The 26242-nt window shown below is 73.0% G+C and carries 14 protein-coding genes; 6 read left to right on the top strand and 8 right to left on the bottom strand.

The window, feature by feature from the left end; all coding sequences use genetic code 11:
- Window positions 1-107: 107 nt before the first annotated feature.
- Both ACZ6C1_RS08585 and ACZ6C1_RS08590 read right to left on the bottom strand, forming a co-directional pair.
- Entirely contained in the window at window positions 108-929 is an 822-nt protein-coding gene (locus ACZ6C1_RS08585; RefSeq protein WP_469239027.1) for a DUF4397 domain-containing protein, read from the bottom strand.
- A 96-nt stretch (window positions 930-1025) separates the two neighbouring features.
- Window positions 1026-1655, bottom strand: coding sequence for an RNA polymerase sigma factor (locus tag ACZ6C1_RS08590; RefSeq protein WP_469239029.1), 630 nt, complete (start codon window positions 1653-1655; stop codon window positions 1026-1028).
- A 157-nt stretch (window positions 1656-1812) separates the two neighbouring features.
- Between ACZ6C1_RS08590 and ACZ6C1_RS08595 the strand changes: the two genes are divergently transcribed.
- From ACZ6C1_RS08595 to ACZ6C1_RS08620, 6 genes are all read left to right on the top strand, one after another.
- Window positions 1813-2808, top strand: a complete 996-nt coding sequence (locus tag ACZ6C1_RS08595) for a MerR family transcriptional regulator (protein ID WP_469239031.1) — start codon at window positions 1813-1815, stop codon at window positions 2806-2808.
- Between the two features lie 216 nt (window positions 2809-3024).
- On the top strand, window positions 3025-4014 hold the full coding sequence (locus tag ACZ6C1_RS08600; RefSeq protein ID WP_469239106.1) for a DMT family transporter: 990 nt from the start codon (window positions 3025-3027) through the stop codon (window positions 4012-4014).
- A 177-nt stretch (window positions 4015-4191) separates the two neighbouring features.
- On the top strand, window positions 4192-4914 hold the full coding sequence (locus ACZ6C1_RS08605; RefSeq protein ID WP_469239033.1) for a TetR-like C-terminal domain-containing protein: 723 nt from the start codon (window positions 4192-4194) through the stop codon (window positions 4912-4914).
- A 41-nt stretch (window positions 4915-4955) separates the two neighbouring features.
- Window positions 4956-6110 (top strand): MAB_1171c family putative transporter, encoded by a 1155-nt coding sequence (locus tag ACZ6C1_RS08610; RefSeq protein WP_469239035.1) that lies wholly within the window; start codon window positions 4956-4958, stop codon window positions 6108-6110.
- Window positions 6111-6481: 371 nt separating this feature from the next.
- Window positions 6482-6922 carry a helix-turn-helix domain-containing protein gene (locus ACZ6C1_RS08615; RefSeq protein ID WP_469239037.1) on the top strand — a complete coding sequence of 147 codons (441 nt, stop codon included), beginning with the start codon at window positions 6482-6484 and terminating at the stop codon, window positions 6920-6922.
- A complete protein-coding gene (locus ACZ6C1_RS08620; RefSeq protein WP_469239039.1) occupies window positions 6919-7476 on the top strand; it encodes a toxin in 558 nt (185 codons plus the stop codon). Before ACZ6C1_RS08615 ends, ACZ6C1_RS08620 begins: the two co-directional genes overlap by 4 nt.
- On the opposite strand, the gene ACZ6C1_RS08625 is transcribed toward ACZ6C1_RS08620, so the two are convergent.
- The 6 genes from ACZ6C1_RS08625 to ACZ6C1_RS08650 all read right to left on the bottom strand — a co-directional run.
- Window positions 7469-10924, bottom strand: coding sequence for an aminotransferase class I/II-fold pyridoxal phosphate-dependent enzyme (locus ACZ6C1_RS08625; RefSeq protein ID WP_469239041.1), 3456 nt, complete (start codon window positions 10922-10924; stop codon window positions 7469-7471). The genes ACZ6C1_RS08620 and ACZ6C1_RS08625 overlap by 8 nt on opposite strands.
- Window positions 10925-10950: 26 nt before the next feature.
- Window positions 10951-11892, bottom strand: a complete 942-nt coding sequence (locus ACZ6C1_RS08630; RefSeq protein WP_469239043.1) for an NAD-dependent epimerase/dehydratase family protein — start codon at window positions 11890-11892, stop codon at window positions 10951-10953.
- A 150-nt stretch (window positions 11893-12042) separates the two neighbouring features.
- On the bottom strand, window positions 12043-12345 hold the full coding sequence (locus ACZ6C1_RS08635) for a hypothetical protein (RefSeq protein WP_469239045.1): 303 nt from the start codon (window positions 12343-12345) through the stop codon (window positions 12043-12045).
- Complete coding sequence (locus ACZ6C1_RS08640) at window positions 12329-12907, bottom strand: RNA polymerase sigma factor (protein WP_469239048.1); 579 nt, start codon at window positions 12905-12907, stop codon at window positions 12329-12331. Before ACZ6C1_RS08640 ends, ACZ6C1_RS08635 begins: the two co-directional genes overlap by 17 nt.
- A gap of 378 nt (window positions 12908-13285) precedes the next feature.
- On the bottom strand, window positions 13286-14371 hold the full coding sequence (locus ACZ6C1_RS08645) for a flavin-containing monooxygenase (RefSeq protein WP_469239050.1): 1086 nt from the start codon (window positions 14369-14371) through the stop codon (window positions 13286-13288).
- On the bottom strand, window positions 14372-26242 hold an 11871-nt coding region (locus ACZ6C1_RS08650; RefSeq protein ID WP_469239052.1), incomplete at its 5' end, for an amino acid adenylation domain-containing protein.

Consider the following 26242-nt stretch of genomic DNA (forward strand, 5'->3'; position numbering starts at 1 on the left):
CCTGGTCCTTCCCCTCCTCCGTACTCTCTGCCTCGTCGAGCTCCTTATTTTCGCCCCCCCCCCCCCCCCCCCCCCCCACCGTGGTCGTCGGCTGTGCCCTGGCGGTGTCAGCTGGACCGGCCCGCGATGCGGCGAGCGGCCATGGCACCGGTCACGGCCACCACCCCTGCCGAGGCGGCCCAGATCAGCCACTGGTGGGAGGAGTTCGGCGGGACGAAGCCGGCGGCGTCGGGGCTCGAGGCCGTGCCGCTGAACGTCTGGGTCTTCAGCGCCAGGTTCTTGTCCTCGGCGCTGCCCCAGGCGTAGACGACGTTGCTGGTTCCGGCGCGGAGCTCCAGGTCGGCGGGGCCGAGGGCCACGGTGTCCGTGCCGGCGAGGACGACATCGGCGTTGACGGTGCCGGCGTCGACGGTGGCGGTGTTCTGGTCAGGGTTCTGCAGGTTCTTGAACACCGGCGTTCCGCCCGCTCGGACGTCGACGGCGGGTGCGGCGGCGACGTGCCGTACGGTCAGCCGCGACTTCCCGGCGTCGACCTTCGACACGTCGTTCACGAAGGCCGTGAGCTGGGGCTTTCCGTCGGCGGACAAGTGGGCGGCGATCGTGGCGTTCGCCCCGGCGGGCACCTTGATCTCCTTCTCGACGGCTGGTGTGCCTTCGGGCCCCTGGCCTGCGGGGAAGACCTGGATGTCGTAGGTGCCGGCGGCGAGCGCCTGCGGGTCGGTGATGGTGCCGGGCTTGAAGTCGCCGAGCAGTTCGTCACCGTTGGCGTATACGTCCACCGTCACTCCTGGGACTCCGTGGAAGACGGAGACCATGGCCTTGTCGTCGGTCGCGGCGGCGGGGGCCGCCATGACGGGGGCGGCGACGCCGAGCGCGAGCGCGCAGGCGCCGGCCGAGGCGGTGATGGCGAGGGGGATCCGGGAGGTCATGGGAATCATCCCTTCAGAACTGTCCTCCGGTTGCGGGGGGTCGTCCTTGTTTCGGGTGCGGGCGCCTCCATGGATGCGGGCGGCGCTTCCGCATCGTCACCTCCACGCGTCCGCCGCGTCCGCACGGCCCTGTTCGATGCCCCGGCGCAGCTGGAGCAGGCCCCGGCGGACGTGGCTCTTCACGGTTCCCAGGGGCATCCCCGTCCGTTCGGCGATCTGAGCCTGGGTCAGGTCCCCGTAGAAGGCCAGGCACAGCACTTCCCTCTGGTGCTGTGGCAGCCGTGACAGCGCGTCCACCAGGAGGACCCGGTCCAGGACGTCGTCGGGCGCCGCTCCGTCGGACTGTGGTGTACCGGCGTTGCGGCCGGCCGAGTCGATCAGCGCCAGACGTCTCGTCCTCGCCGCCAGGGCGTCGGCGATCTTGCGTCGGGTGATGCCGACGAGCCAGGCGCCGAGCGGGCCGCGCTCGGGCCGGAAGCCGTCTCGTCCCCGCCACGCTCCGAGGAACACCTGCTGGGTGAGGTCCTCGGCCTCGTGGGCGTCACCGAGGGACCGGGCGGCCATGGTGTGGACGAGTGAGCCCCAGCGCCGGTAGATCGCCGCGAACGCGGTCTCGTCGGCGGCTCGGAGGCCCCGCGCCAGTTCGTCCTCGTACACCGTCTCCTCGGCCGGTGACGGGCCGGCGGGTGGTGAGAGCCAGGTGGCGAACCCTGTGTTCGTGCTCATGGCCTGTTCCTCCTGCCATGTGTCCTGTGCGGGACGGAAGGCCGTCTGCCGGGCCGCACCGGCGCGGTACGGACCGACGCCCGCTGGGTGCCCCCCAGTCTTGGAGGCGGGAACGACGCGGACAACTTGCGTCGTTTGTGCGTCGTACAGTGGTGGTATGGACGCGCGAGGGAACGGCGACGCCGAGAGCACGGAGCGCGGTGGCGGACTGACGACCGGCGAGGTCGCCAGGCGGCTCGGGGTGGCGCCCACCACGATCCGGACCTGGGACCGCCGCTACGGTCTCGGGCCCGAGCTGCACACCGGTGGCCGGCACCGGCGCTGGACCGCCGTGGACGTGGCGCGGCTGGAGCGCATGTGCGCCCTGACGGCCTCCGGGCTGCCACCGGCCGTGGCGGCGCGCATGACCAGGAGCGAACGGCCACCGGCCTCGGAAGAGGCCGGGCAGGCCGCCGCCCCACCGCCGCGGCCACCGGTCCACGGGCGCAGCAGGGCGGGCACCGGCCTGCGACTGGGAGACGTCCGCCAGGAGTGCAAAGGGGTGGCCCGCGCCGCGCTGCGCCTCGACGCCGTCACTCTGGACGAGCTGCTGAGCACGGCGATCGAGGAACACGGCCTGATCACCGCCTGGACGGAAGTGATCATGCCGACGTTGCAGGCGGTCGGCCGCAAGTGGGAGAGCTCGGGCGAGAGGTACGTCGAGGTCGAGCACTTCCTGTCCTGGCACGTCTCCGGCGCGCTGCGGCGCTGCGCCCGGCCCGTGGCCGCCGAGCGCGCGGGTGCCACCACGGTGCTCGCCTGTGTGCCGGGGGAGCTGCACACGCTGCCCCTGGAAGCCCTGACCGCCGCACTCGCCGAGCGTGGCATCCCGGTCCGCATGTTCGGTGGGGCTCTGCCCGTCGAGTCGCTCGTCGCGGCGGTACGCAGGACCGGACCGGCCGCGGTGGGACTGTGGGCGCAGTCCCGCACCACGGCCAGCCGCCCGTTGGCCCAGCACGTGGCCGCGATGGAATGGGGTGTGCGCGGCGCCCGCAGGAAACCGGTCGTCCTGACGATCGGGCCCGGCTGGGCGGGGCGGACCATGAGCGGGCTGCCGCGTCCGACGGGCCTGGCGGAGGCCGTCGCGGCGGTGGAGTCGCTCCTGCCGCGGTGAGCACGGCCCTGACCGGTACGGAAACCGCTGCCGGCGCCCCGTGCGCCGGAGGGCCCGCGAACGGGCCCCGCCGCGGGGTGCCCTCCCCGCCACCGGTTCGCCGGACGTCGCCATAACTCGCTTGTCACTGAAGCGCCGGCTCTTGCACGCTTGCGGATCGACTGCGCGCGAGACGCACGCGGAGAACTGCGGGAGGGCGCCATCGTGAGCCGACGGGTGGGCACAGCAACGGCGGACGGCGATACCGGGTCCACGGGCGGGGTGGACGGCCGGGCGCTCGCCGCGGCCGCCGTCACCGTGGTGCTGTGGGCGTCGTCCTTCATCTCGATCCGCAGCTCCGCCGAGCACTTCGGGCCGGGCGCGCTCGCGTTCGGCCGGCTGGCGGTGGCGTCCGTGGTGCTGGGCGCCGTCCTGCTCGCCCGGCGCGGTGGCTTCCCGGCGCGCGAGGCCTGGCCGGGCATCGTCGCCTCGGGCGTCCTGTGGTTCGGCGCGTACATGGTGGCGTTGAACTGGGGTGAGCAGCACGTGGACGCCGGTACGGCTTCCATGATCGTGAACGTGGGGCCGATCCTGATGGCGCTGCTGGGCGGGTGGCTGCTGAAGGAGGGCTTCCCGCCCATGCTGATGGCGGGCATGGCGGTGTCGTTCGTCGGGGCCGTGGTGGTCGGGCTCTCCACGTCCGGTGGGGGCGGGTCGTCACTCCTCGGCGTATTGCTGTGCCTGTTCGCGGCGGTGGCGTACGCGGTGGGTGTGGTGCTGCAGAAGCCGGCGCTGAAGCGGGCCACGCCGATGCAGGTGACGACGTTCGGTGCGGTCGTCGGAGCGGTGGCGTGTCTGCCGTTCGCCGGGCAACTGGTGTCCGAGGTGAGCCGGGCTCCGGTGTCGGCGACGCTGCAGATCGTGTACCTGGGTGTCTTCCCGACGGCTCTCGCGTTCACCACGTGGGCCTACGCGGTGGCCCGTACGACCGCCGGGAGGATGGGTGCCACGACCTACGCGGTGCCGGTGATCGTCGTCTTCATGTCGTGGCTGTTCCTCGGTGAGGTGCCCGGCCGGCTGACCCTCCTCGGCGGCCTCCTCTGCCTGGCGGGGGTCGCGGTGTCCCGGATGCGTGGGAAGGCTCCGTCCCGGGTCCCCGAGGACGCGCCCCCTGCCTCGGTGCCCGTCGGGCCTGACACGTCGGCACGCGGGCACCGCGTGGAGTGAAGAGCGCGTGAACGACGTCTTTCTCCCTCGTGACGTGCACGCCGCCGGAGGGTCAACCACTCTGTTCCGCCGCCTGGAGCACCGCTGTTGGGGGCAGGTGGCCGGAATGCAACGCCGGCTCCAGCCGCTCGGGCCGTTGGATTCCAGGCCGTTGTAGCTGACAGGTACGGTTTGGCCATGGATCTTTCCGGAATGAGCTCCGCCGAGGAGAACCCCTCCACGGCCTTCAAAGCCACCGCGCGCCAACTCCTGGTCAAACTGGGGGCCCCGGGGCTGACGCTCGATGCCGTCGCCCAGGGCAGTGGGACGGCCGTCACCGATGTGGAGGCCGTCTTCCCGCATCGGGACGACCTGCTGACCGCACTGGTCATCGACGCCTACAACGAGTCGGGCGACGCCATGGAGCAGGCCGACCGGGCCGCCAGGGACGCCGGTGAGTCTGCGGGCGCGCGGCTTCTCGCGGTCACCCGCGCACTGCGGGAGTGGTCCTTCGCCAACACCGCCGAGTTCACCCTGATCTACGGTTCACCCGTCCCGGACTACCACGCCCCGCAGGACACCGTCCCGCCCGCGTCGCGCACCCCCGCGGTACTGGCGGGCATCGTGCGCTCGGCGTTGGAGGCCGGCGAACTGACCGCACCGCGCAGGGCGGTGCCCGGGCCCCCGCTGCTCCTGCCGGAGGCGGTGCAGCTCTTCGGCGGGGTGCCCGACGCTCCGTTCTCGGACATCATCGAGCGCGGCATCGTGCTGTGGAGCAGCCTGGTCGGGCTCCTGGTGTTCCAGGTCTTCAGCCGTACCCACGACAGCGTCCGGGACGAGTCCGCGTTCTTCGACTACGCCATCGCCGTGGCGGCCGAAGGAATCGGTCTCGTGGTCCCCTTGGGCGAGAACACCGACTGAACCGTTCGCCGCGTGTGCGGCGCCCGCAGGGAACCAGGCCCGTGAACACCACCAGAACGCTCTGCTTCGTCATCGCGGCGCTCTCGTCGTATGCCGCGCTCGTCTACCGGCTGTGCCAAGTGAGGCGCAGCTGGAGGGAGAACGCCTACCGCACCCTCGTCATCACCCTGCTGCTGCAGTGCCTCACCTTCACGATGGGCGCCATCGCCATGGGGAGCGGGAGCTTCCTGGGCGTGGGCAACCTCGCCATCCTGCTGATGCACCTGTCGGCGGTCGCCTTCTGCGTCAGCGCGCAGATCATCCTGCTGCGCTGGGCGGCGGCCGAGGAGGAGGCGGCACGGAAGTCCCGCTACTGGCTGATCACCGGCATCGTCCTCGACGCGCTTCTGACGGCACTGTTCTTCGTCGCGGACGGCCCCGCCCGGCCGGCCAAGGACTTCGACACCGGCAGCGGCCAGCCGCTGGTCCTCACCTACCTGCTCCTCTTCATCGTCTCGCAGGCGATTCCGTGCGTCACGATGTTCCGGCAGTGCGGCCCCTACGCCCGTATGACCGACAAGGCCTCGCTGCGCCAGGCCCTGCGGCTGCTGTCCGTCGCCGCGGTGATCCTCTTCCTCTACTGCACGGCCAGGACGGTCAACATCCTCACCGCCGCGGCCGGGATCGACATCGGTCTGTGGAAGCTCGCCTCGAACGTCTTCAGCGCGGTGGGGATCGTCACGCTCTCGCTCAGTCTGACCATGTCCTCCTGGTCGGCCTCGGCGGCCAAACTCCTGGGCTGGGCGCGCAGTTACCGTTCGTACCGGGCCCTGTACCCGCTCTGGCGGGACCTGTACGAGTCCTCGCCGGACATCGTCCTGGAGCCGCCGGGGGCTTCCGTCTCCGACCTCGACTACCGGCTGCACCGTCGGGTCGTCGAGATACGGGACGGATGGCGGGACCTGCGTCCGTACATCGACCGCACGGCCAACGGCGCCGGCGGACGGGGCCCGCGGGTGAACGGCGAGTCCCTGCAGGCGTACACCGAGGCGGCGCAGATCAGGCAGGCCCTGCACGCCAAGCGCGCCGGGACCATCCCGGACGACAACGCGGACGCCGGCGACTTCGAAGATCGGGATACGGACAACTTCAGCGCGGAAGTGGCCTGGTTGACCAAGGTCGCATCCGCCTACCGTAAACTCGGCAACGCTCGCTGAGAGCTCCCGCCCGGTCTGTTTCCCCCGTCAGACCGGGCGGGCTTTTCCTTCCCCCGTGACTCCCCCGTGGCTCCCCCGTTCTTCCCCCGTGGCGCCCCGGATCCCCGTTGGGTTCTCCATGGCGCCCCGTTCATCGGCGGGCCGGGCGGAGTGTCCCCCGCCCGGCCCTGATCCGGCCCATCCCCCGACGGCCGGACCCGCCGACGTGACCGCCGACCAACTCGGCCACCCCCGTGAACCAAGTTAGCTGGCAGCTATCGGCGAGCTCCAACGTTGGCGGAGTCCGGGCAGATTGTCAACTGACCGCTAATCTGCGAAACTGACGATTAGCCAAGGGCAATGCCGAGGAGGTGACGGGAGGGAGATTCACAATGTCCGAGACTGACGACCGGCCCGTGCTGGCAGTGCGTCTGGACAACCTCTTCAAGACGGTTCGTCCCAAGGGGAAGCACTGGACCAACGCCGAGGTGGCGGAGGAGCTGAAGCGGGCCAACCCCGAACTACGCGTCGGGGGTGTGTATCTGTCGCAGTTGCGGACGGGCAAGCGCTCCAATCCCTCACCCGACCTGCTGGCCGCCCTGGCGCGCTTCTTCGGCGTGTCGGTGGCCTACTTCTTCGACGACGAGGTCGCCCAGTCGGTGCTCAGCCAGGTCGCCGCCATCGAGGCGCTGCGACAGGCGGGGGTCCGCTCGGTGGCGATGCGCGCCGCCGGGATGAAGAAGGAGAACCTGCAGGCCATCACGGCGATCATGGACCAGTACCGTCAGATGCAGGGTCTTCCCCCCGTCACCGACCCCGCGGAGCCCGAGTGAGGGGCGGTCGCATGGGGCGGTCGGCGGACCAGGACCGCCGCAGCCAGCTCAAGAGACTCCGCAAGGCCGGCGCGAAGCGGCTCGCCGATCTCGACCTGCCGGAGGTGGCGGACGTCGCCGAGCTCTGCCGCCACCTCAGCGAGGTCCGCGGCCGGCCGATCACGCTGGTGCCGATGCAGATGCCCGCGTCGCATCCGTGCGGGATGTGGGTCGCCGCCCGGGACGAAGACCTGATCTTCTACGACGCCAACACGACCAGCGCGCATCAGGAGCACATCATCTTGCACGAGCTGGGCCACATCATCTGCTGCCACCGCGGGGCGGGTTGGCTGGACGAGGCGAGCGCCCGCCTCCTCTTCCCCAACCTCGACCCCGACCTCGTGCGCGACATGCTCCTGCGCGCGACCTACGACGACGTACAGGAGCAGGAGGCGGAGATCATCGCCTATCTGCTCTCCCAGCGGGTGGGCAGCACCGAGGAGCGGCCCGATGTCCCCCCGGCCAAGTCCGGGGACCACGCCATGCTCAGCCGGATAGAACGCACCCTCATCTGACGTGCCCCACCTCGCGCGTGGCGGACGCCACCTCCTCGGTCAGGACCGACACCGCCCGTCGGATGTCGTCCTCCCGGTGTTCGCTGGTGACGAAGAACCGCAGCCTGGACAGCCCCTCCTCCACGGCAGGGTGGAAGATCGGGTCGACGACGACCCCACGGTCGAACAGCCGGTCCGCGACCCGCAGGGTCCTCGCCGAGTCGCCGAGGAGGCACGGCACGATCGGGGTGTGGGCACTGGAGCCGGTGGCCAGTCCGGCCGAGGCGGCCAGTTCCAGGAAGAGCTCCGCGTTCCGGCGCAGAGTCCGCACCCGGTGCGGCTCGGCGACGATCAGCTCCGTGGCGGCCAGCGCCGCGGCCGCGTTGGCGGGGGTGAGACCGACGCTGTAGACGAAGCCCGGCAGCGTGTGCCGCAGCCACCGCACCATCCGGGCCGAGCCGCCCAGATAACCGCCGCAGCCCGCGAAGGCCTTGGAGAGGGTCCCCATCCACAGGTCCACGTCGGACCGGTCAACACCGAAGAACTCGCCCACACCGCGGCCTCGTTCGCCCACGGTGCCGATGCTGTGCGCCTCGTCGACCATCAGCAGTGCGCCGTAACGCTTCTTCAGCTCGATCACGGCGGGCAGGTCGACCAGGTCTCCGTCCATGCTGTACGCGCCCTCGACGGCGATCAGTACCCGCCGGAACCGGGACCGGTTGAGGCGCAGCAGGTGTTCCAGCCGGCCGATGTCGTTGTGGGCGAACGGTCGCCGCGCCGCGCCGGACAAGGCGCAGCCCTGGAGGATGCTGTCGTGGGCGAGCGCGTCGTGCAGCACGAGGTCCCCCGTGCCGACGAGGTGCCCGATCGCGGTGACATTGGTGGCGTGGCCGCTCACCAGGGTGAGGCAGTCCTCGACGCCGAGGAAGTCGGCGAGCGCCCGCTCCAGCCGCACGGTCAGCTCCCGCTCGCCGGAGAGCACGCGGCTCGCGGAGACCGAGGTCCCGTACCGCTCCACCGCCTGCTGGGCGGCCTCGTTGACCACGGGGTGGCCGGAGAGGCCCAGGTAGTTGTAGCTGCCGAAGGAGAGGTAGGTCCGGTCGCCGATCACGGTCGTGTCGCGGATGGTGCCCTGGTGGACCCGGAAGTACGGGAAGTCCGCGCCACTGCCGGTGATCACGCTCAGGCGCTCCTCGAACTGCCGCACCTCCGGGAAGTCGTCGACGCACGCGGTCGCGGTGTCCCAGTCCGTCCGGGTCCCGGGGAGGGGCTCAGCGGGCGCCGGGGGCTGCGTGAGGTGCGGTTCGACGAGCGCGACCAGCTCGATCAGCCGCTTGACGGTGAGGTCGGGCGCGTACATCTCCTCGGTGCGGAAGCCCGGTATCCGCTTCCCGATGTTGCCTTCCAGCTCGTGCAGCATCAGGGAGTCGAAGCCGAGGTCGGTCACCAGAGCCATGTGTTCGCTCAGGTCGGAGAGGGGGAAGACGCCGACCCGCGACACCTCTTCGAGTACCAGGGACGCGGCGCCACGGGTGTCCCCCACCGGCTCCGCCGCCTCGGACGGCATCTCGGGCGGCGCGTCGGGGACGTCCTCGGCGAGCTCGCGTGCCGTCTCGTCGACCACCCAGTGGCGGCGCGGGGCGAGCGGGCTGGGCGGCAGGGTGTACGGGGGTATGCGCTCCGTCACCGGACGAAGCCCCGAGCCGGTGACCGTGCGCTCCGCGAGCCGGGCCAGGACGGCCGTGCGCGCCTCGGCGGGCAGGGAACCCGGCGCCGGCACGGCGGCCTCCGGAAGGTCACCGGACGGCACCGTACCGGCCACCTGTCCCGGCCCGAGCTCGCCCGTGCGGCCGGCCGCCACGGCCTCGGCCGCCGCGGTCAGCTTGGTGACGGCGTCCGTGGTGTCCTCCGCCACCACGGCGAGGCGTTCCGGGAAGGGAGCCCGGCGGGCCAGGGTGCTCGCCACCCGGGCGAGCGGCGGGTTGTCGTCGGCGAGGGTGGACGCCAGTTCCCGGGCGTGGCGGGCGAGCCCGGTCCGGTCACGGGCGCTGAGGACCAGGAGCTGCGGTTCCCCGTCCGGAGCCGGGCGGGTGGGGGCGGGGGCGCACTCCTCCACCACCAGATGGACACCGGTGCCGCCGAAGCCGAAGGCGCTCACCCCCGCGCGGCGCGGCTGCCCGGATCCCGGCCAGCCGGTCGGGGTCGTCGGGACGGTCAGCCGCGCGGCCTCCAGACCGGAACGGTCGGCCAGGTCGAACTCCGGCTGGGGCGGGATCACTCCCCGGTGCACCGCCAGGACGGTCTTGATGAGTCCTGCCATGCCGGCGGCGTTGAGCGAGTGCCCCACCACCGCCTTCACCGCTCCGAGGAAGGCCGGTGCGCCCTGCTCACCCCGCAGTTCGCGCAGGACACCGATCTCCACGGGGTCGCCGACCGTGGTCCCGGTGCCGTGCGCCTCCAGGTAGCCCACCGCGTCGGGGGACAGCCCCGCGTCCCGGTAGGCGCGGCGCAGCGCGCGGAGCTGTCCGGCCGCCTGGGGATGCATACCGCCCTGCACGGTCCCGTCATTGGCCGTACCCACGCCGCGGATCACCGCGTAGACCCGGTCGCCGGCCGCCAGCGCGTCGGCCAGCGGCCGCATCACCAGCATCCCGGCCCCCTCGCCCAGGACGAACCCGTCGGCCTCCGCGCCGAACGGCAGGCACCTGCCGCTGCGCGAAATGGCGCCGATCCGGCTGAGCCCCACCAGCAGGTCGGGCGTGAGCTGCAGTTGGGCGCCCCCGGCGAGGGCGATCCTGCACCGGCCGGCACGCAGCGCGAACACGGCGTTGGCCACGGCCATGAGTCCACCGGAGCACGCCGAGTCCAGCGCGTAACTCTCGCCGTGCAGGTCGAAGACCGAACTGATGGTGTTGGGGCCCATGTTGAGGAGCAGTCCGGCGACGGACGTGCCGTGCAGCCCGGGCACCGCGCGGGCCGTGTCCGCCCATCGGGGGTCGGCCGGCCGTGCCCCGAACTCGCCGCCGGCCAGCTGACGCATCCGTATCTGCAGGGTGCTGATCTCGCGGTAGCCGCCCTCGGTGAGCGAGGTGATCACCGAGGTCTCCTCGCGGTCGAAGCCCTCGGCCTCCCACCCCGCGTCCTGAATCGCTTCCCGGGCGAGGTCGATCAGGAGGCGGGCCTGCGGATCCAGCGCTGCGGCCCGCCTCGGCGGGATGCCGTAGTGCGTGGCGTCGAAGTGGCCCACGTCCGGCAGCAGGGCCATGGTGTCCGTGTAGACCGACGAGGCGTCACGGAAGTTGTCGCCGAGGAAGGCGGCGATGCGCCACCGGGAGTCCGGGACGGTGGAGAACTGCGCCCGTGGAGACGTCAGGAGGCGCCAGTACTGGTTGACGTTCGGCGCTCCGGGGAACCGGCAGGACATTCCCACGATCGCGATGTCGTCACGCCGCGCTTCGGCTGAACCCACTGTGGAATCTATTCCTGTCACTGATGTCACCGTGTGGTGGCCAGTCGCTCGCGCCACCAGTTCACCGTCGCCTCGACCTGTTCGTCGAGGGGTGTGGCCCGTACCGCGAACGCGGCTTCGTAGGCGCTGGAGTCGACGATGAACGGGCGGTCGAACTGGTAGCGGATCTCCTTGAGTTCACGGATGAGCGGGGAGAAGACGGAGGCGATGCCCAGCACCGCCGGAGGCAGCCCGCGCACCGCGACCGGTCCCGTCCCCGACCGGGCGGCGAGGCGGTCGACCATCTCCCGGACGGACGCGGCGGGCTCCGTGGGGACGTGCCACGCCCGCCCCCAGGCCCGCTCCTCGCCCGCCACCTCGACCAGGGCCCTCGCCACGTCGGGCAGATAGGTCCAGCTGTGCGGGACGTCGGGGTCCCCGAGTGTGGAGACCGGCTTGCCGCGCAGCAGTCGTGGCATCACACGGCCGGCCAGGTGGCCCCCGTCGGTGACGCCGGGCCCGAAGAAGTCGGAGGCCCTCACCTCGACGGCCTTGATACGGCCCTGCTCGTGCAGGCCCCGTGCCCGCTCCCAAGCGGCGGCGCGGACACGCCCCTTGGGGCCGGTGGCGGCCTGCGGCAGGTCCTCGGTCATGGGCCCGTCCACCGGACCGTAGCCGTAGAGGTTGCCCAGCATGACCAGGACGGCCCCGGTCGCTTCCGCCGCCGCGCAGATCGACGAGGCCAGCGGCGGCCATTCACTCGTCCAGCGATGGTAGGGGGGTGCGGCGCAGCTGTGGATGGCGGCCGCGCCTCGGGCGGCGTCGATCAGTCGCTCACTGTCCGACGCGTCCAGGGCGACATGCTCGATGCCTGGCTCCGCGCTTCTGCCCGTCCTGGTGATGACGCGTACCGATTGGCCCTGTTCGGCCAGCAACCGGGCGGTGGCCGCCCCGGCGGGCCCGTAACCTATGACGACATGAAGGTTCACGCACGCACATTAGCGCGAGCGTGTGCTGACCTTGCGTCAGGGATGCCCTTCGCCGTGACCGGCTCCGCGGGCTTCCCCGGCCCGGCGGTCGAGACGGGACCGCCGGGCCCGGGGAAGCCCGGGTCCCTGGTGTGCACGCGCCGGTGGCCTTCAGGGGGCGACCTTCTCGCGGGTGTGCTTGTCGTGGTCGGCGACCGTCAGTTTGCACTGGCCGTCCTCGCAGGAGCGCTGCAGGCGCCCCCGCGAGATGGTCTGCACGAGGCCGATGGTCCAGCACATCGGGCAGCCGCGCAGCGCCAGCACGCCGACCGGCAGCAGCGCCAGGCTCCACGGCCCGACGAGCGGGATCAGTGCGAACGAGCCGATCAGACTGCCGAATCCGACCACGCCGCGGGCGAGGTGCCGGGGCAGGGACGAGCTCGCGAAGTCGGGGCCCTCAGCTTTCGTTGCCATCGTCGTTCCTTCCTGGAGCCACGTCGTGTGAGGCACGCAAGGTGTTCTGAACAGCCGCGCGGGCCCGGTGCAGCCGTGATTTCATCGCGGCCGTACTGAGGCCCAGCGCGTCGGCGACCATCCGTCCGCTGTGGCCCTGGATGTCTCGCATGATCAGCACGCGGCGCTGGTCGGCGGGCAGAGCGGCGATGGCGGCCGCCACTCTGCCCGCTTCCAGGCGTTGCAGGACCTCGTCCTCGGCCGAACGCACGGCGGCGTCCAGCAGGGGCGCGGGGTCCCGGTCCCGCAGCATCGTCCGCGCGCGCCGCAGGCACTCGTTGCGGACGATGCGGAACATCCACGACGCCAGGGCGCCGGACGCCCTGAGCATCCCGATCTTGCGATACAGGATGATCAACGCCTCCTGTGCCGCGTCCTCGGCGTCCTCGGGAGTGGCGCAGAGGGAACGGGCGAAGCGCTGCACGTTCGGGTGCGAGCCCGACACCAGCGCGGTGAGCGAATCGACGTCTCCGCGCTGCGCGGCGACGATCAGCTGTTCACCGGGCCAGGTCGAGTCAGCCACGCGCCCGGCCTCGTTTGCGCATGACGACGAAGCTGCACGTGCAGAGCAGCACGACTCCGACGGCGACAGCGATACCAATGATCATGACGACCTCCAGTTCCGGTCCCGGCGGTCTGCCGGGACATCTATAAGAGGCGCGGGCCGTCCCAAAGGATTCAGCCCGCGCCCCGAAAAGTCACTTACGGGTGAGCCACGCCGTCCGTGACCGGCCCCGCGTCGCCCACGCAAGCGGTCCGGCCGCCCGAGCCGCCCCGCCACGGGTACGGTCCGGCCGCCCGAGCGGTCCGGCCGTGTGGGCGGTCCGGCCGTGTGGGCGGTCCGGCCGTGTGGGCGGTCCGGCCGTGTGGGCGGTCCGGCCGTGTGGGCGGTCCGGGTGGCTCAGGGGGCCGTGACCAGGTCGGTCACGATCCGCTCGGCGTCGCGGCCGACGAAGCCGAGCAGGGCGGAGCCGCGGTCGCGCATCCGGTACAGGCCGACGAAGTAGCTGCCCGGGACCGCCCCGACCCCCTGGGTGTGCCGGGGGCGGCCCGCCTCGTCGAGGAGCTCCGGGGGCAGCCAGCCCCAGTCGTGCCGGTAGCCGGTCGCCCAGATGACCGCGGCGGGCCGGACGGGTTCGTCGGAGCCCTCCACGACCACGTGGGTGCCGTCGGCTCCGGTGACCCTGCCGACGAGCCGGATGCCGCCGTCCGCGGTCAGCTCGGCCAGCCGGTTGCCGACCACGGGGTCGGGCGCGCCGGGGGGCAGGGGCAGGTTCATCAGTCCGAACACGCTCATCCACCAGAAGAGGTCCCGGCCCAGTATCCGCTGGGGTACCTCCGGTTGCCGGCTGCCCTGGCTGAGCAGCACGCGGTGGGTGGCGGCGAGCTCCCGGGCGATCTGGATGCCGGAGTTGCCGGTGCCGACCACCAGCACCGTGCCGGCGGGTATCAGCCCGGGGTGGCGGTAGTCGCTCGCGTGCCACTGCGGCACGGCGGGTGACAGGGAGCGGGCGATCGGCGGCAGCGCCGGGGGGCCGTAGGCGCCGACGGCGATGACCACCTTCCCGGCGCGGCAGTCCCCGTGGTCGGTCTTCAGCAGGAACGCGTCGCCGTCCCGGCGCAGGGAGAGCACCCGGTGGCCGAGCAGCACCGGAAGCTCGAACCGGGCGGCGTACCTCCGGAGGTAGGCCGCCACCTCGTCCTTGCCGGGGTACCGGTCGGCGGGGCCCGGGAACGGCAGGCCCGGCAGGGAGGAGAACCGCGCCGACGTGAACAGCCGCAGCGAGTCCCACCTCCGTGCCCAGGCCGCGCCGAGTTCCGGTTCCGCGTCGATCAGGACGTGCGGCACCCCGGCCCGGCGCAGGTGGTAGCCGGTGGCCAGGCCGGCCTGGCCGGCGCCGATCACCGCGACGGGTATGTGGGCGGGCAGCTCGGCCGGTGGGCCGTCCGGCGCACCGGTGTTCCGGACCTCTGTGCCGGTGTTCACTCAGTCCTCCACGGTCTCGTCGAGGGCCTTGCGGAGCTCGTCCGCCAGGACGCGCAGGGCCTCGCCCCGCATCACGGTGTAGTGGTTGCCGGGTACGTCGATCAGCTCGGCGTCCCCGGTGAACAGGGCCATCCAGCGGGTGGCGGTCTCCATCGACGCCCCGCCGTCGGCGGCCCGGAAGAACCGCACCCGGCCGCCGTACTCGGACGGGGCGTAGCGCAGCAGTGAGCGGAAGTTGTGCTGGAACCGGGCCACGATCCGGCCCAGGGTGCCGGCGTCGACGTCCGCCGGGAGCGCCCCGGCGGCCTGAGCCTCGGTGTGCAGGACGTCCACCGGCGGGCGGCCGTCGAAGGCCGACACCGGCAGCTCCCAGTCGACTCCGGCGAGCCCCGCCAGGTCGCGGGCCAGCCACGACAGCAGGACCTCGTCGGAGACGGGGGGTCCGGCGGCCGGGCCGGGGGCCTCGAACAGGTCGACCGCGGCGAGGAGTTCCACGGTTTCGCCCGCCCGCGTCAGCTGCTGCGCGAGTTCCAGGGCGAGCATGGCGCCCATGGACCAGCCGCCGAGCCGGTAGGGGCCCTCGGGGAGCACCTCGCGTACCGCCGTCACGTAGTGCGCCGCCATCTCCTCGATGCCTGCCAGATCCGTGTCGGGGGTCTGGAGGGCGTAGAAGGGCTGGTCGTCGCCGAGGAGCCGGGCCAGTTCGGCGTAGCACAGGACGTCGCCACCGACGGGGTGCACGAAGACCAGCGGGGTCCGGCTGCCGCCGGTCCGGATCGGCACCAGGGCGGTGCGCCGTTGTCCGGCGGCCGGGTCGGCTTCCCGTACCGCTGTGGCGAGTTCCTCGATCGTGGGCCGTGCGAACAGCGCGGCCAGCGGCAGTGAGCAGCCGAGTTCGCTCTCGATGCGGGCCATCAGCCGTACGGCCAGCAGGGAGTCGCCGCCCAGGGCGAAGAAGCCGGCCCGCACGCCGACCTTCGGGAGGTCGAAGAATTCCGCCCAGATCCCGGCCAGTCGCTCCTCGACCGCGTCCCTCGGTGCGACGAAGTCGTCCCGTTCGGCGACGGGCGCGTCCAGGGCCAGCAGCGCGGACCGGTCGACCTTGCCGTTGGCGCTGAGCGGGAGGGTGTCCAGTACGGCGATGGACTGCGGGACCATGTACGCCGGCAGCGTCGAGCGCAGCCGCTGCTGGATGTCGGCTTCCGCGAGGGTGCTTCCGGGTTCGAGGACGACATGGCCGACCAGCCGTTTGCCGCCGTGCCGTTCGCCGGCCGCCGAGGCGACGGCGGCGCGGATCCCGGGCACCTGGAGCAGCGCCGACTCGACCTCGCCGAGTTCGATCCGGTAGCCCTGGACCTTCACCTGGAAGTCCTCCCGGCCGAGGAACTCGATGTTCCCGTCGGGCAGGTAGCGGCCCAGGTCACCGGTCCGGTAGAGGCGTTCGCCGGTCACCGGGTGGCGGAGGAAGCTCGCGCGGGTCCTGGCCGTGTCGTTGAGGTAGCCCCGGGCGAGCCCGACGCCGGCGATGTAGAGCTGTCCGGGCACCCAGATGGGTGTCGGTGCGAGGGCGTCGTCCAGCACATGGAAGCGCTGGTTCCGCATCGGTTTGCCGTACGGGACGCTGACCCAGTTCGGGTCGGGCCGGTCGATGGGGTGGCGGATGGACCAGATGGACGCCTCGGTGGCACCGCCCAGGCTCCAGATCACCGCCTCCCGCACCAGCTTCCTGATGCGCTCCGGCAGCGTGACCGGGATCCAGTCGCCGCTCATCATGACCAGCCGCAGGGGCAGCTCGTCCTGGAGGCCCTGGGCGAGCGCGTGCTCGGTGAACATCTCCATCAGGGTCGGCACGCTGTTCCACACCGTGACCCGGTGCTCGGTGACCAGCTCCAGCCAGCGGCCCGGTTCGCGGTTCTCGTCCGGCTCGGGAAGGACGAGGGCGCCGCCGACGGCGAGGATGCCGAACACGTCGTACACGGACAGGTCGAAGTTCATCGCGGACAGGCCGAGGACCCTGTCGTGGCGGGTGGCCCCGAACTCGTCGTTGACGTCCTTGATGGTGTTGACCGCGCCGGTGTGCTCGATCATCACGCCCTTCGGCAGACCGGTCGAGCCGGAGGTGAAGATGACGTACGCCAGGTCCGAGGGCGACGCGCCCGACGGCGGGAGTGCCGTGTCGTCGAGGGTTTCCGCCTCCGGCGCGTCGACGGCCAGCCGTACGGTCCCCTCCGGCCACTCGGTCCGGTCACCGACCCGGGACTGGGTCAGGGCGACGGAGATGCCCGCGCTGTCCAGCAGGACCTTCAGCCGCTCGGGCGGGACGCCCGCGTCGATCGGGACGTACGCCGCTCCCGACTTCAGGATGCCGAGCGCGGCGGCGACCTGCTCGGCGCCCTTCTCCATCACGACGGCCACGAGGGAGCCGGGGCCCGCGCCCTGGCCGCGCAGCCACCGGTCGAGCCGGTTGGACCAGCGGTCGAGCTCACCGTAGGAGAGCGTGCGGCCCGCCGCGATCACCGCCGGGTCCCGCGGCCGCTCGGCCGCCCGCTCCAGGAACGCCGCGTGCAGCAGCTCCGACGGGACGGGGGCCGCCGTGGCGTTGGCCGCCGTCCTGACCTCCAGGTCCGTGCCGGGCACCAGCGTCGGCGCGGGGCGGTGCCAGGTGTCCTCGTCCTGGCAGAGGTCGCCGATCACCTCCAGATAGGCGGCGAACATCGCGTCGACCATCCCGTCGGGGAAGATCTCCTCGCGTACGTCCCAGTTCAGGGCGAGTTCACCGCCCTCCTCGATCACCTGGTGGTCCAGGTACACCTGGGGGGTGCGCACCGAGCTGTAGACCTCACGGCCCGATGTGCCGATCTCGACCAGTTGCTGCACCAGCCCGGTGACGGCCGTGTCGTCCTGTTTGGCCGCGAAGTTGACCGTGCTCGCGAACACGACCGGCATGGTCGCGCCGCCGGTGGTGCCCCGGGCGCGGTTCAGCTCCCGCAGCACCTGGACCCCGCTGACCTGGCTGTGCTCCAGGTCGCGGCCGAGCTGTTCCTGGAGCCGGTGCGCCCTGGTGGCGAAGGGGTCGGTGGGTGTGCTGCGCACTTCGAGGAGGGTCGTGCCGCTGAAGTTGCCGACCAGGCTCTCGACCTGCGGGTGCAGCGGCAGCCGGTTGGCGAACATGAGGTTGAGCGTGAAGTGGTCGGTCTTGCTCCAGGCCGCGAGGACCTGGGCGTACGCCGTGGCCAGCGCCGCCGACGGGGTGATGCCCGCCCTGGCGGCGTGGCTCTTGAACCGCGCCCAGTCCCGGGCGCTGAAGCGCCGGGCCATGCGCCGGAAGGCCGGCTTCGCGGGCTTGGCGTCGCTCTGGACGGTCGGGAGTTCCGGTGACGCCGGCAGAGTGGGTATCCGGTCGCGCCAGTACTCCAGCGCGGCCGTGTGCGCCGGGGTGCCCGCCACACCGCGCGCGGCGAGCACGTAGTCGCGGTAGGTGAGGGACAGGCCGGGCAGCGAGTCGCCCTCACCGCGGTAGGTGGCGACGAGTTCGTTCAGGACCCGTCCCATGCTCCAGCCGTCCGCGATCAGCGCGTCGAAACCGATGTGCAGCCGGGTGCGGCGGTCGTCGATGCGGGTGGCGCGGAAGTCGAACAGCGGCCACGCCGAGATGTCGAACTCCCGGTAGCGGTACTCCTGGTGGATCTCCTCCAGACGCCGTTCCCGGGTCCGCTCGTCGCAGTCGGTGAGGTCCACGGTGCGGATCTCGTAGTCGGGGACCGCCTTGAGCACCCGCTGGGTGCCGTCGTGGGAGACGACGGCCCGCAACTGGTCGTGGCGGTCGATCATCCGCCGCCATGCCTCGCCCAGCCGCCGCAGGTCGAGTTCCTCGACGTCGACCTCGCTGAAGAAGTACGTCGAGACGTCACCGAGCTCGAACGCCCCGGACCGTCCGATCAGGTAGGCCTGCTGGAGGTCGGTCAGCGGGAACGGCTCGTAGCGGTGCTCCGGGTCCGGTACCAGCTCCGGCAGGTCCATGCCCGCCGGGTTCACCCCGGTCTCCGCCGCTCCGTCGCCGGTCGTGGGCGTACCGAGCATGGCCAGGACGTCCTCGCTGAGCGAGGAGATGCTGCGGCCCTTGAGGATGGAGACGACGGGCAGGGCGATGCCGAACCGGCTCGACACGGACTTGCGGACGCTCAGCGCCATCAGGGATTCCAGGCCGAGCTGGGTCAGCGGCTCCTCCACGTCCAGGTCGGCGGCCTTGGCGCCCAGCGCGCGGGCGACCGTGCGGGTGAGGAACTCCCGGACGGTGTCCAGGCTCACTCCCTCCCCGGCCGGACCGTCCGCCGCGGTGGATCCGCTGGGCTCGGCCGGTGCGACGGCCGGCGTGCCGGGCGCCGCCCGCCGCGGCGCGCGCGCCCGCAGCGGCGCGGCCCGCTCCAGCAGCGCCCCGTCGGCCTCCGCGACGGTCCGGCCGGTCTCGTCGACCAGCCTGACCGCGGCGACCACGGTGGAGTCGTACGAGAGCAGCTTCGCGTGGCAGTACAGCGGTTCCTCACCGAGGCGGCCGTGGAAGGTGAACCGGTCGATGCCGGTGGGCAGGTAGGTGAACCCGTCCGCCGGACCGGCCGGCAGACACGCCAGCACGGTGTGGAACATCGCCTCGGTCAGACCGGGGTGCAGCAGGTACGGCTCGGTGCGCTCGGCGCCGGGCGTCCGCAGCCGGGCCACCGCCTCACCGCGGGTACGCCAGGCCTCCTGGACCCACCGGGTCGACGGGCCGTGGTAGAGCCTGCGCCGCCACAGTTCGCCGTAGAACTCCTCCGCGGACAGCTCCTCGTCGAGGCCCGCGCGGGCGGCGGCGAGGTCGAACCGTACGTCCTCGGCGGGGACGGCCCGCAGCGTGCCCCGGGCGTGCAGGACCCAGCGGGGAGGCCCGTCGTCCACCGGATGCGCGCAGTGGTAGCGGAACTCCGTCCGGGCGTCGCCGGGTTCGAGGACGAGCTGGACGTCCTTGGTCTCGCCGGGTTCCAGGACCAGGTTCTCCAGGGCGGTGAACTCCTCGATCACCACGCCGCCGTCGCCCGCCGTCTCGCGGGCCGCCGACAGGGCCGTGTCGAGGTACGCCCCTACTCCGACGAGCGGTACGCCGTCGACGACGCCGTCGCCGAGGAAGCGGTGCGTCCCGGAGTTCAGGCGCCCCTCGAACTGCACGACGTCGAGCGGGGACGAGATGCGGCGCCCGAGCAGCGACCGCACCGGCTCCGGCCGCTCCTCCGGCTCGACGGCCGCCACCTGCCGGGTGCGCGGCTCCAGCCAGTAGCGCTCGCGCTGGAAGGGATAGCTCGGCAGCTCCACCCGGGCGGGGGAACCGGAGCTGAAGCACGTGGCCCAGTCGACCGCGACGCCGTGGACCCAGGCCTCGGCGAGGGAGGTGAGGAACCGCCCGAGGCCACCCTGGTCGCGGCGCAGCGACTCGACGACCGCACCGGCGGTGTCCACCGTCTCCTGGAGCGCGAGAGCGAGCACCGGGTGCGGGGCGGCCTCGACGAACACGGTGTGACCGGAGCCGAGCAGCCCGCGCACGACCTCCTCGAGGCGCACGGTGCCGCGCAGGTTGCGGTACCAGTACTCGGCGTCGAGAGCGGCGGTGTCGATGACGTCACCGGTCACCGTGGAGTGGAACGGTACGGATCCGGAGCGTGGGGTGATCCCGGCGAGGTCCGCCAGGATCCGCTCCCGGATCGGCTCCACCCGTGCCGAGTGGGAGGCGTAGTCGACGGCGATCCTCCTGGCCCTGACGCCGTGGACCTTGCAGTGCTCGACCAGTTCGTCCACCGCGGCCGGCTCACCCGCGACCACGGTGCTGGCCGGGCCGTTCACGGCGGCGATCGACAGCCGGTCGCCCCACGGCCGCAGGGTGACGGCCAGTTCCTTCGGCGAGAGGGCCACCGACGCCATGGCGCCGGTGCCGGCGAGGGCGCGCAGTGCCTTGCTGCGCAGCGCGACGACCTTGGCGCCGTCCTCGACGGTCAGCCCGCCCGCCACGACCGCCGCGGCGATCTCGCCCTGCGAGTGGCCCACCACCGCGGCCGGCCGCACGCCGTGGGACCGCCACAGCTCGGCCAGGGACACCATCACGGCCCATACGACGGGCTGCACCACGTCGACCCGGTCCAGCGGGGGCGCCGTCGGTTCCCCGCGCAGGACGTCGGTCGGCGACCAGTCCACGTGCGGGGCGAGGGCGCGGGCGCACTCGTCCAGGCGCCGGGCGAAGACGGGTGAGGTGTCGAGCAGTTCGGTCGCCATTCCCGCCCAGTGGGAACCCTGGCCGGGAAAGACCATCACGACGGGCGTCCCGGTGTCGCGGGCCCGGCCGTTGACGGCCGCCTCCGTGTCGCCCGCGGCGAGGGCGTCGAGGCCGGAGAGGAGCTCTTCGCGGTCCCCGGCGACCAGCACGGCGCGGTGCTTGAGCGCCGCCCGCCCGGTCGCCAGCGAGTACGCGACGTCCAGCTCGCGCCGGTCGGTGCGGCCGCGCAGGTGTGCCGCGAGCCGGCCGGCGACGGCGGGCAGCGCGGAGGCGCTCTTGGCGGACAGCAGCCAGGGCAGCACCGTGGGCGCCGGTCCGTCGGCGGGGGGCGCCGGCTCCTCGGGGCCCTGCTCCAGGATCACGTGGGCGTTGGTGCCGCTGACTCCGAAGGAGGACACGGCCGCCCGGCGGGGGCGGTCCGCCTCGGGCCACGGGACCGGCTCGGTGAGCAGCCTCACCTGCCCGGCGGACCAGTCGACCTCGGGGGTCGGCCGGTCGACGTGCAGGGTGCGGGGCAGCGTGCCGTGCCGCATCGCCTCGACCATCTTGATGACGCCGCCGACACCCGCGGCGGCCTGTGCGTGGCCGATGTTCGACTTCATCGACCCGAGCCACAGCGGCCGGTCCCCGGGTCGCCGCTGCCCGTAGGTGGCGATCAGCGCCTGGGCCTCGATCGGGTCACCGAGCGTGGTGCCCGTACCGTGCGCCTCGACCGCGTCCACCTCGTCGGTCTCCAGCCGGGCGTTGGCGAGGGCCTGTCGGATCACCCGTTCCTGGGAGGGGCCGTTGGGGGCGGAGAAGCCGTTGCTCGCACCGTCCTGGTTGATCGCCGAGCCGCGGACGACGGCCAGCACCCGGTGGCCGTTGCGGCGCGCGTCCGACAGGCGCTCCAGCAGCAGGATTCCGGCGCCCTCGGCCCAGCCGGTGCCGTCGGCCGACTCGGCGAAGGACTTGCACCGGCCGTCGGGGGCGAGCCCCATCTGCCTGCTGAACTCGATGAACATCTCCGGTGTCGACATCACGGCGACACCGCCGGCGAGGGCGAGGGAGCACTCGCCGGTCCGCAGCGACTGGCAGGCCAGGTGCAGCGCCACCATCGACGACGAGCACGCCGTGTCGACGGACACCGCCGGTCCTTCCAGGCCCAGGGTGTAGGCCACGCGGCCGGACACCAGGCTGCCGCCGCTGGTCGTGGCACGGGGGGTGCCGAAGCCGTAGTCGTGGTACATGGTCCCGGCGAACACGCCGGTCCGGCTGCCCCGCAGGGCGGCGGGGTCGATCCCGGCGCGTTCGAAGGCCTCCCAGGAGATTTCCAGGAGGAGCCGCTGCTGCGGGTCCATGACCAGGGCCTCGTGCGGGCTGATCCCGAAGAACGCCGGGTCGAACTCGGCGACCCGGTCGATGAATCCGCCGTGCCGGGTGTAGGTGCGGCCCGGTTTGCCGCGCTCCGGGTCGTAGATGCCGTCGAGGTCCCAGCCGCGGTCCTTCGGGAAGTCGGAGACCGCGTCGACGCCGTCGGCGAGCAGCCGCCACAGTTCCTCTGGCGAGGTGACGTCGCCCGGGTAGCGGCACGCCATGGCGACGATCGCCACCGGGTCGTCCGCCGCCGCGCCCGCCGGTGCCGCCACGGGTGCCGCCGTGTCCGCGGTCGTACCGGACAGCAGCGTCAGGAGCTGCCGGGCCACCGCCCGCGAGGTGGGGTGGTCGAAGACCAGGGTGGCGGGCAGCCGGAGCCCGGTGGCCTCGTTCAGCCGGTTGCGGAGCTCCACCGCCATCAGCGAGTCGAAGCCGAGCTCCTGGAACGGGCGGTCGGGGTCGACGAGTTCGGCGGAGGTGTGCCCCAGCGCCTCGGCGGCGGCGGTGCGGACCAGCTCCTCCAGGGCGTGGTCCCGCGACCCGCCGGTGAGTCCGGCCAGGCGCCCACCGCTGGTGGGCGCGGTCTGCGCGGCCGGCCGGGCGGGCGGGCCGGACATGCCGCGTACGAGTGCGGGGACTGCGCCGGGCCGGGTGCGCAGCGTGGACGGCACGATCCGGGCGGCCACGGGTGCGGGCTCGTCGGTGCGCAGGGCGGCGTCGAACAGGGCGAGGCCCTCGTCGGGGGAGAGCGCGGGCAGTCCCTGGCGTCGTACCCGCAGCAGGTCGGCCTCGGACAGGCGTTCGCTGAGGCCGGTGGTCACGTCCCACAGTCCGAAGGCCATGGCGGAGGCGGGCAGTCCGTGTGCGTGGCGGTGGTGGGCCAGGGCGTCGAGGAACACGTTCGCCGCCGCGTAACCGGCCTGGCCCGCCGCCAGGAGGGAGCCGCCCACGGACGAGAACATGACGAACGCCGCCAGGCCCGCGTCCCGGGTGAGTTCGTGGAGGTGCCAGGCGGCGTCGGCCTTCGGCCGCAGGACCGTGTCCAGCCGGTCCGGGGTCACCGTCCCGATCAGGCCGTTGTCCGCCGTGCCCGCCGCGTGCACCACCGCGGTGAGCGGGTGGTCGGGGGACACGCCGGCCAGCAGCCGCTGTACGTCCGCCCGGTCGCCCACGTCGCAGGCCACCACGGTGGCCTCGGCGCCGAGTCCGGCCAGCTCGCCGCACAGGTCGGCGGCCCCGGGGGCGTCCGGGCCCCGGCGGCTCGCCAGGAGCAGGTGCGTGACCCCGTGTCCGGTGACGAGGTGCCGGGCGACCAGGGCGCCCAGGCCTCCGGTGCCGCCGGTGACGAGGACCGTGCCGTGCGGGGCGAGAGCGGGCCGTGCGGGCTCCGCCGCCGCGGGCGCGCGGACCAGGCGGGGCACGGTCACGGTGCCTGCGCGGACGGCCAGTTCCGGCTCGCCGGTCAGTACCGCGGCCGGCAGGACGCGGTGGGAAGCGGGGTCGGTGTCGGTGTCCACCAGGACCAGGCGGCCCGGGTTCTCGGCCTGGGCGGCGCGGATCAGGCCCCACACGGGTGACTGGGCCGGCGCGACGCGGTCCCCGGCACGCACCCGCCACGCGCCGTGCGTCAGCACCACGAGGCGGGAGGCCGCGAACCGCTCGTCGGCCAGCCACCGCTGGACGGAGCCGAGCGCCGTGTGCAGGGTGTCGCGCACCGCCTCGGGGACGTCCGGCGCGCCGGGCTCCGCCCCGTTGTCCTCGGGGGCGAGTGGGAGCAGCACCAGGTCCGGTACGCCGGTGGCCGGGTCGAGGGAGTCGACGAGCGCGGCCAGGTCCGGGTGGACGGAGACGGTGTCGCCGAGCGCGTCGCGCAGCTCGGTGCCGTCGGGGCCGAGCACGGCGCACCGCGGCCCGGCGGTCCCTCCGGCGACCGCGACCGGCTGCCACTCGACCCGGAACAGGGCGTCGGCGTGCCGGGCCCCGGGGGTCTCCAGCGCTTCCGGTGACACGGGCCGCGCGCGCAGCGACTCCACCTGCAGCACCGGCCTGCCCGCGCCGTCGGCCACCCTCAGCGTGAACCCGCCGTCCGGCAGCGGTGCCATCCGCACGCGTACCGTCGAGGCGCCGGTCGCGTACAGGGAGACGTTCTGCCAGACGAAGGGGATGACCGTCTCGGTCCGGTCCAGCAGGGCCGCGTGCATCGCGGCGTCGAGCAGCGCCGGGTGCAGGCCGTACTGGGGTCCGTCGGAGCCGGGCAGGGCGACTTCGGCGTACGTCTCGTCGCCGTGCCGCCAGGCGGCCCGCAGCCCCTGGAAGGTGGGCCCGTAGTCGTAACCGGCCCCGGCCAGGCGGGGGTACGCGTCGGTGAGGTCGAGCGGCTCGGCGCCCTCCGGCGGCCAGGCGGTGAGGTCGAAGCCGGCCGGCCGCGCCCCGGGGACGAGCACGCCGACCGCGTGCTGGGTCCACTCGTCGTCCTCGGCGGCGTCCTCGGGCCTGCCGTGCAGGGAGATCGGGCGCCGGCCGGTCTCGTCCGGTGCGCCGACCCGTACCTGCAGACGGACGCGGTCCTCGGCCGTGAGGGTGAGCGGGGCGCGCAGGGTGAGTTCCTCCACGGTGGCGCAGCCCACCGCGTCCGCGGCGCGTACCGCCAGTTCCACGAACGCCGTTCCCGGCAGCAGTACCACGCCCCTCACGGCGTGGTCGGCGAGCCAGGGGTGGGTGCGCAGCGACAGCTGCCCGGTGAGCAGGTATCCGTCGTCCCCGGCCAGTGACACGGCGGCGCCCAGCAGCGGGTGTTCGGCGGCGTTGAGCCCGGCCGCGCCGAGGTCACCGGTCGGGTCGTCGTTCTCCAGCCAGAAACGCTCGTGCTGGAACGCGTAGGTGGGCAGGTCCACGGCCTCCGCGCCGGTGCCGGCGAACAGCGCCTCCCAGTCGGGTGACGTCCCGCGGGTGTGCAGGGCGCCCACGGCCGCGGTGACGGCCTCCTCCTCGGGCCGGTCGGTCCTCAGCAGCGGTACGAACACGGCGTCCGGCAGGCAGTCTGGGCCCATGGCGGACAGCACGGACCCGGGGCCCAGCTCGCAGAACGCGGTGACACCGAGCTCGCCCAGCGTCCCGACCCCGTCGGCGAACCGGACCGCCTCGCGTACGTGCCGGACCCAGTACTCCGCGTCGAAGGCGTCCACCGTCGTGCCGGTGAGGTTGGAGACGACCGGTGTACGGGGCGGCTGGTACGTCAGCGTCCTGGCGACGCGCCGGAACTCGTCCAGCATCGGTTCCATCAGCGGTGAGTGGAACGCGTGGCTCACCCGCAGCCGCTTCACCTCGCGGCCCGCCGCCCGCCAGTGCGCGGCGAGCTCCTCGACGGCGTCCTCGGTGCCCGAGACGACCACGGAGGACGGTCCGTTCACCGCGGCGATCGCCGCGTCGCCCGCGCGGCCCGTCAGCAGTGGCAGTACCTCCGCCTCGGCGGCCCGCACGGCCAGCATCGCGCCGCCCGCGGGCAGTGCCTGCATCAGTGCCCCACGGGCCGCGACCAGGGTCGCCGCGTCCGGCAGGGTCAGCACCCCGGCCACGTACGCCGCGGTCAGCTCGCCGATCGAGTGCCCGCCGAGGGCGTGCGGGCGGACGCCCCAGTGTTCCAGGAGCCGGTACAGCGCGACTTCCAGCGCGAACAGGCCCGCCTGGGTGTACGCGGTGCGGTCCAGGAGTTCCGCGTCCGGCGTACCGGCCGGGGCGAACAGCACCTGGCGCAGCGGCGTTTCGAGATGCCGGTCGAGCTCGTCGCACACCTCGTCCAGGGCGGCGGCGAACGCGGGGTACCGGCGGTACAGCCCGGCGCCCGTCTCCGGTCGCTGGCTGCCCTGGCCGGAGAAGAGGAACGCGAGCTTCCCGCCGTCCGGGGCGCCCAGCGTCACACCCGGGCCGGTGCCGCCGGAGGCGAGGCCCGCCAGGCCCGCTTCCAGGCCGGGCCAGACCAGCGCGGCACGGTGCTCCAGGTGCTGGCGGCCGGTCGCCAGGGTGTACGCCACGTCCGGGGCGGTCGCCGGTCGGTCGGTGAGGTGGGCCCGCAGGCGGGCGGCCTGCTCGGCGAGGGCGGCCGGGGTGCGGGCCGACAGCACGACCGGCAGGGGGTGGGTGGTGGTGGGTTGGGTGTCGTGGTCGGGTTGGGGGGGTGCTTGTTCGAGGATGATGTGGGCGTTGGTGCCGCTGATGCCGAA

It is taken from the genome of Streptomyces sp. NPDC041796 (assembly GCF_055590785.1).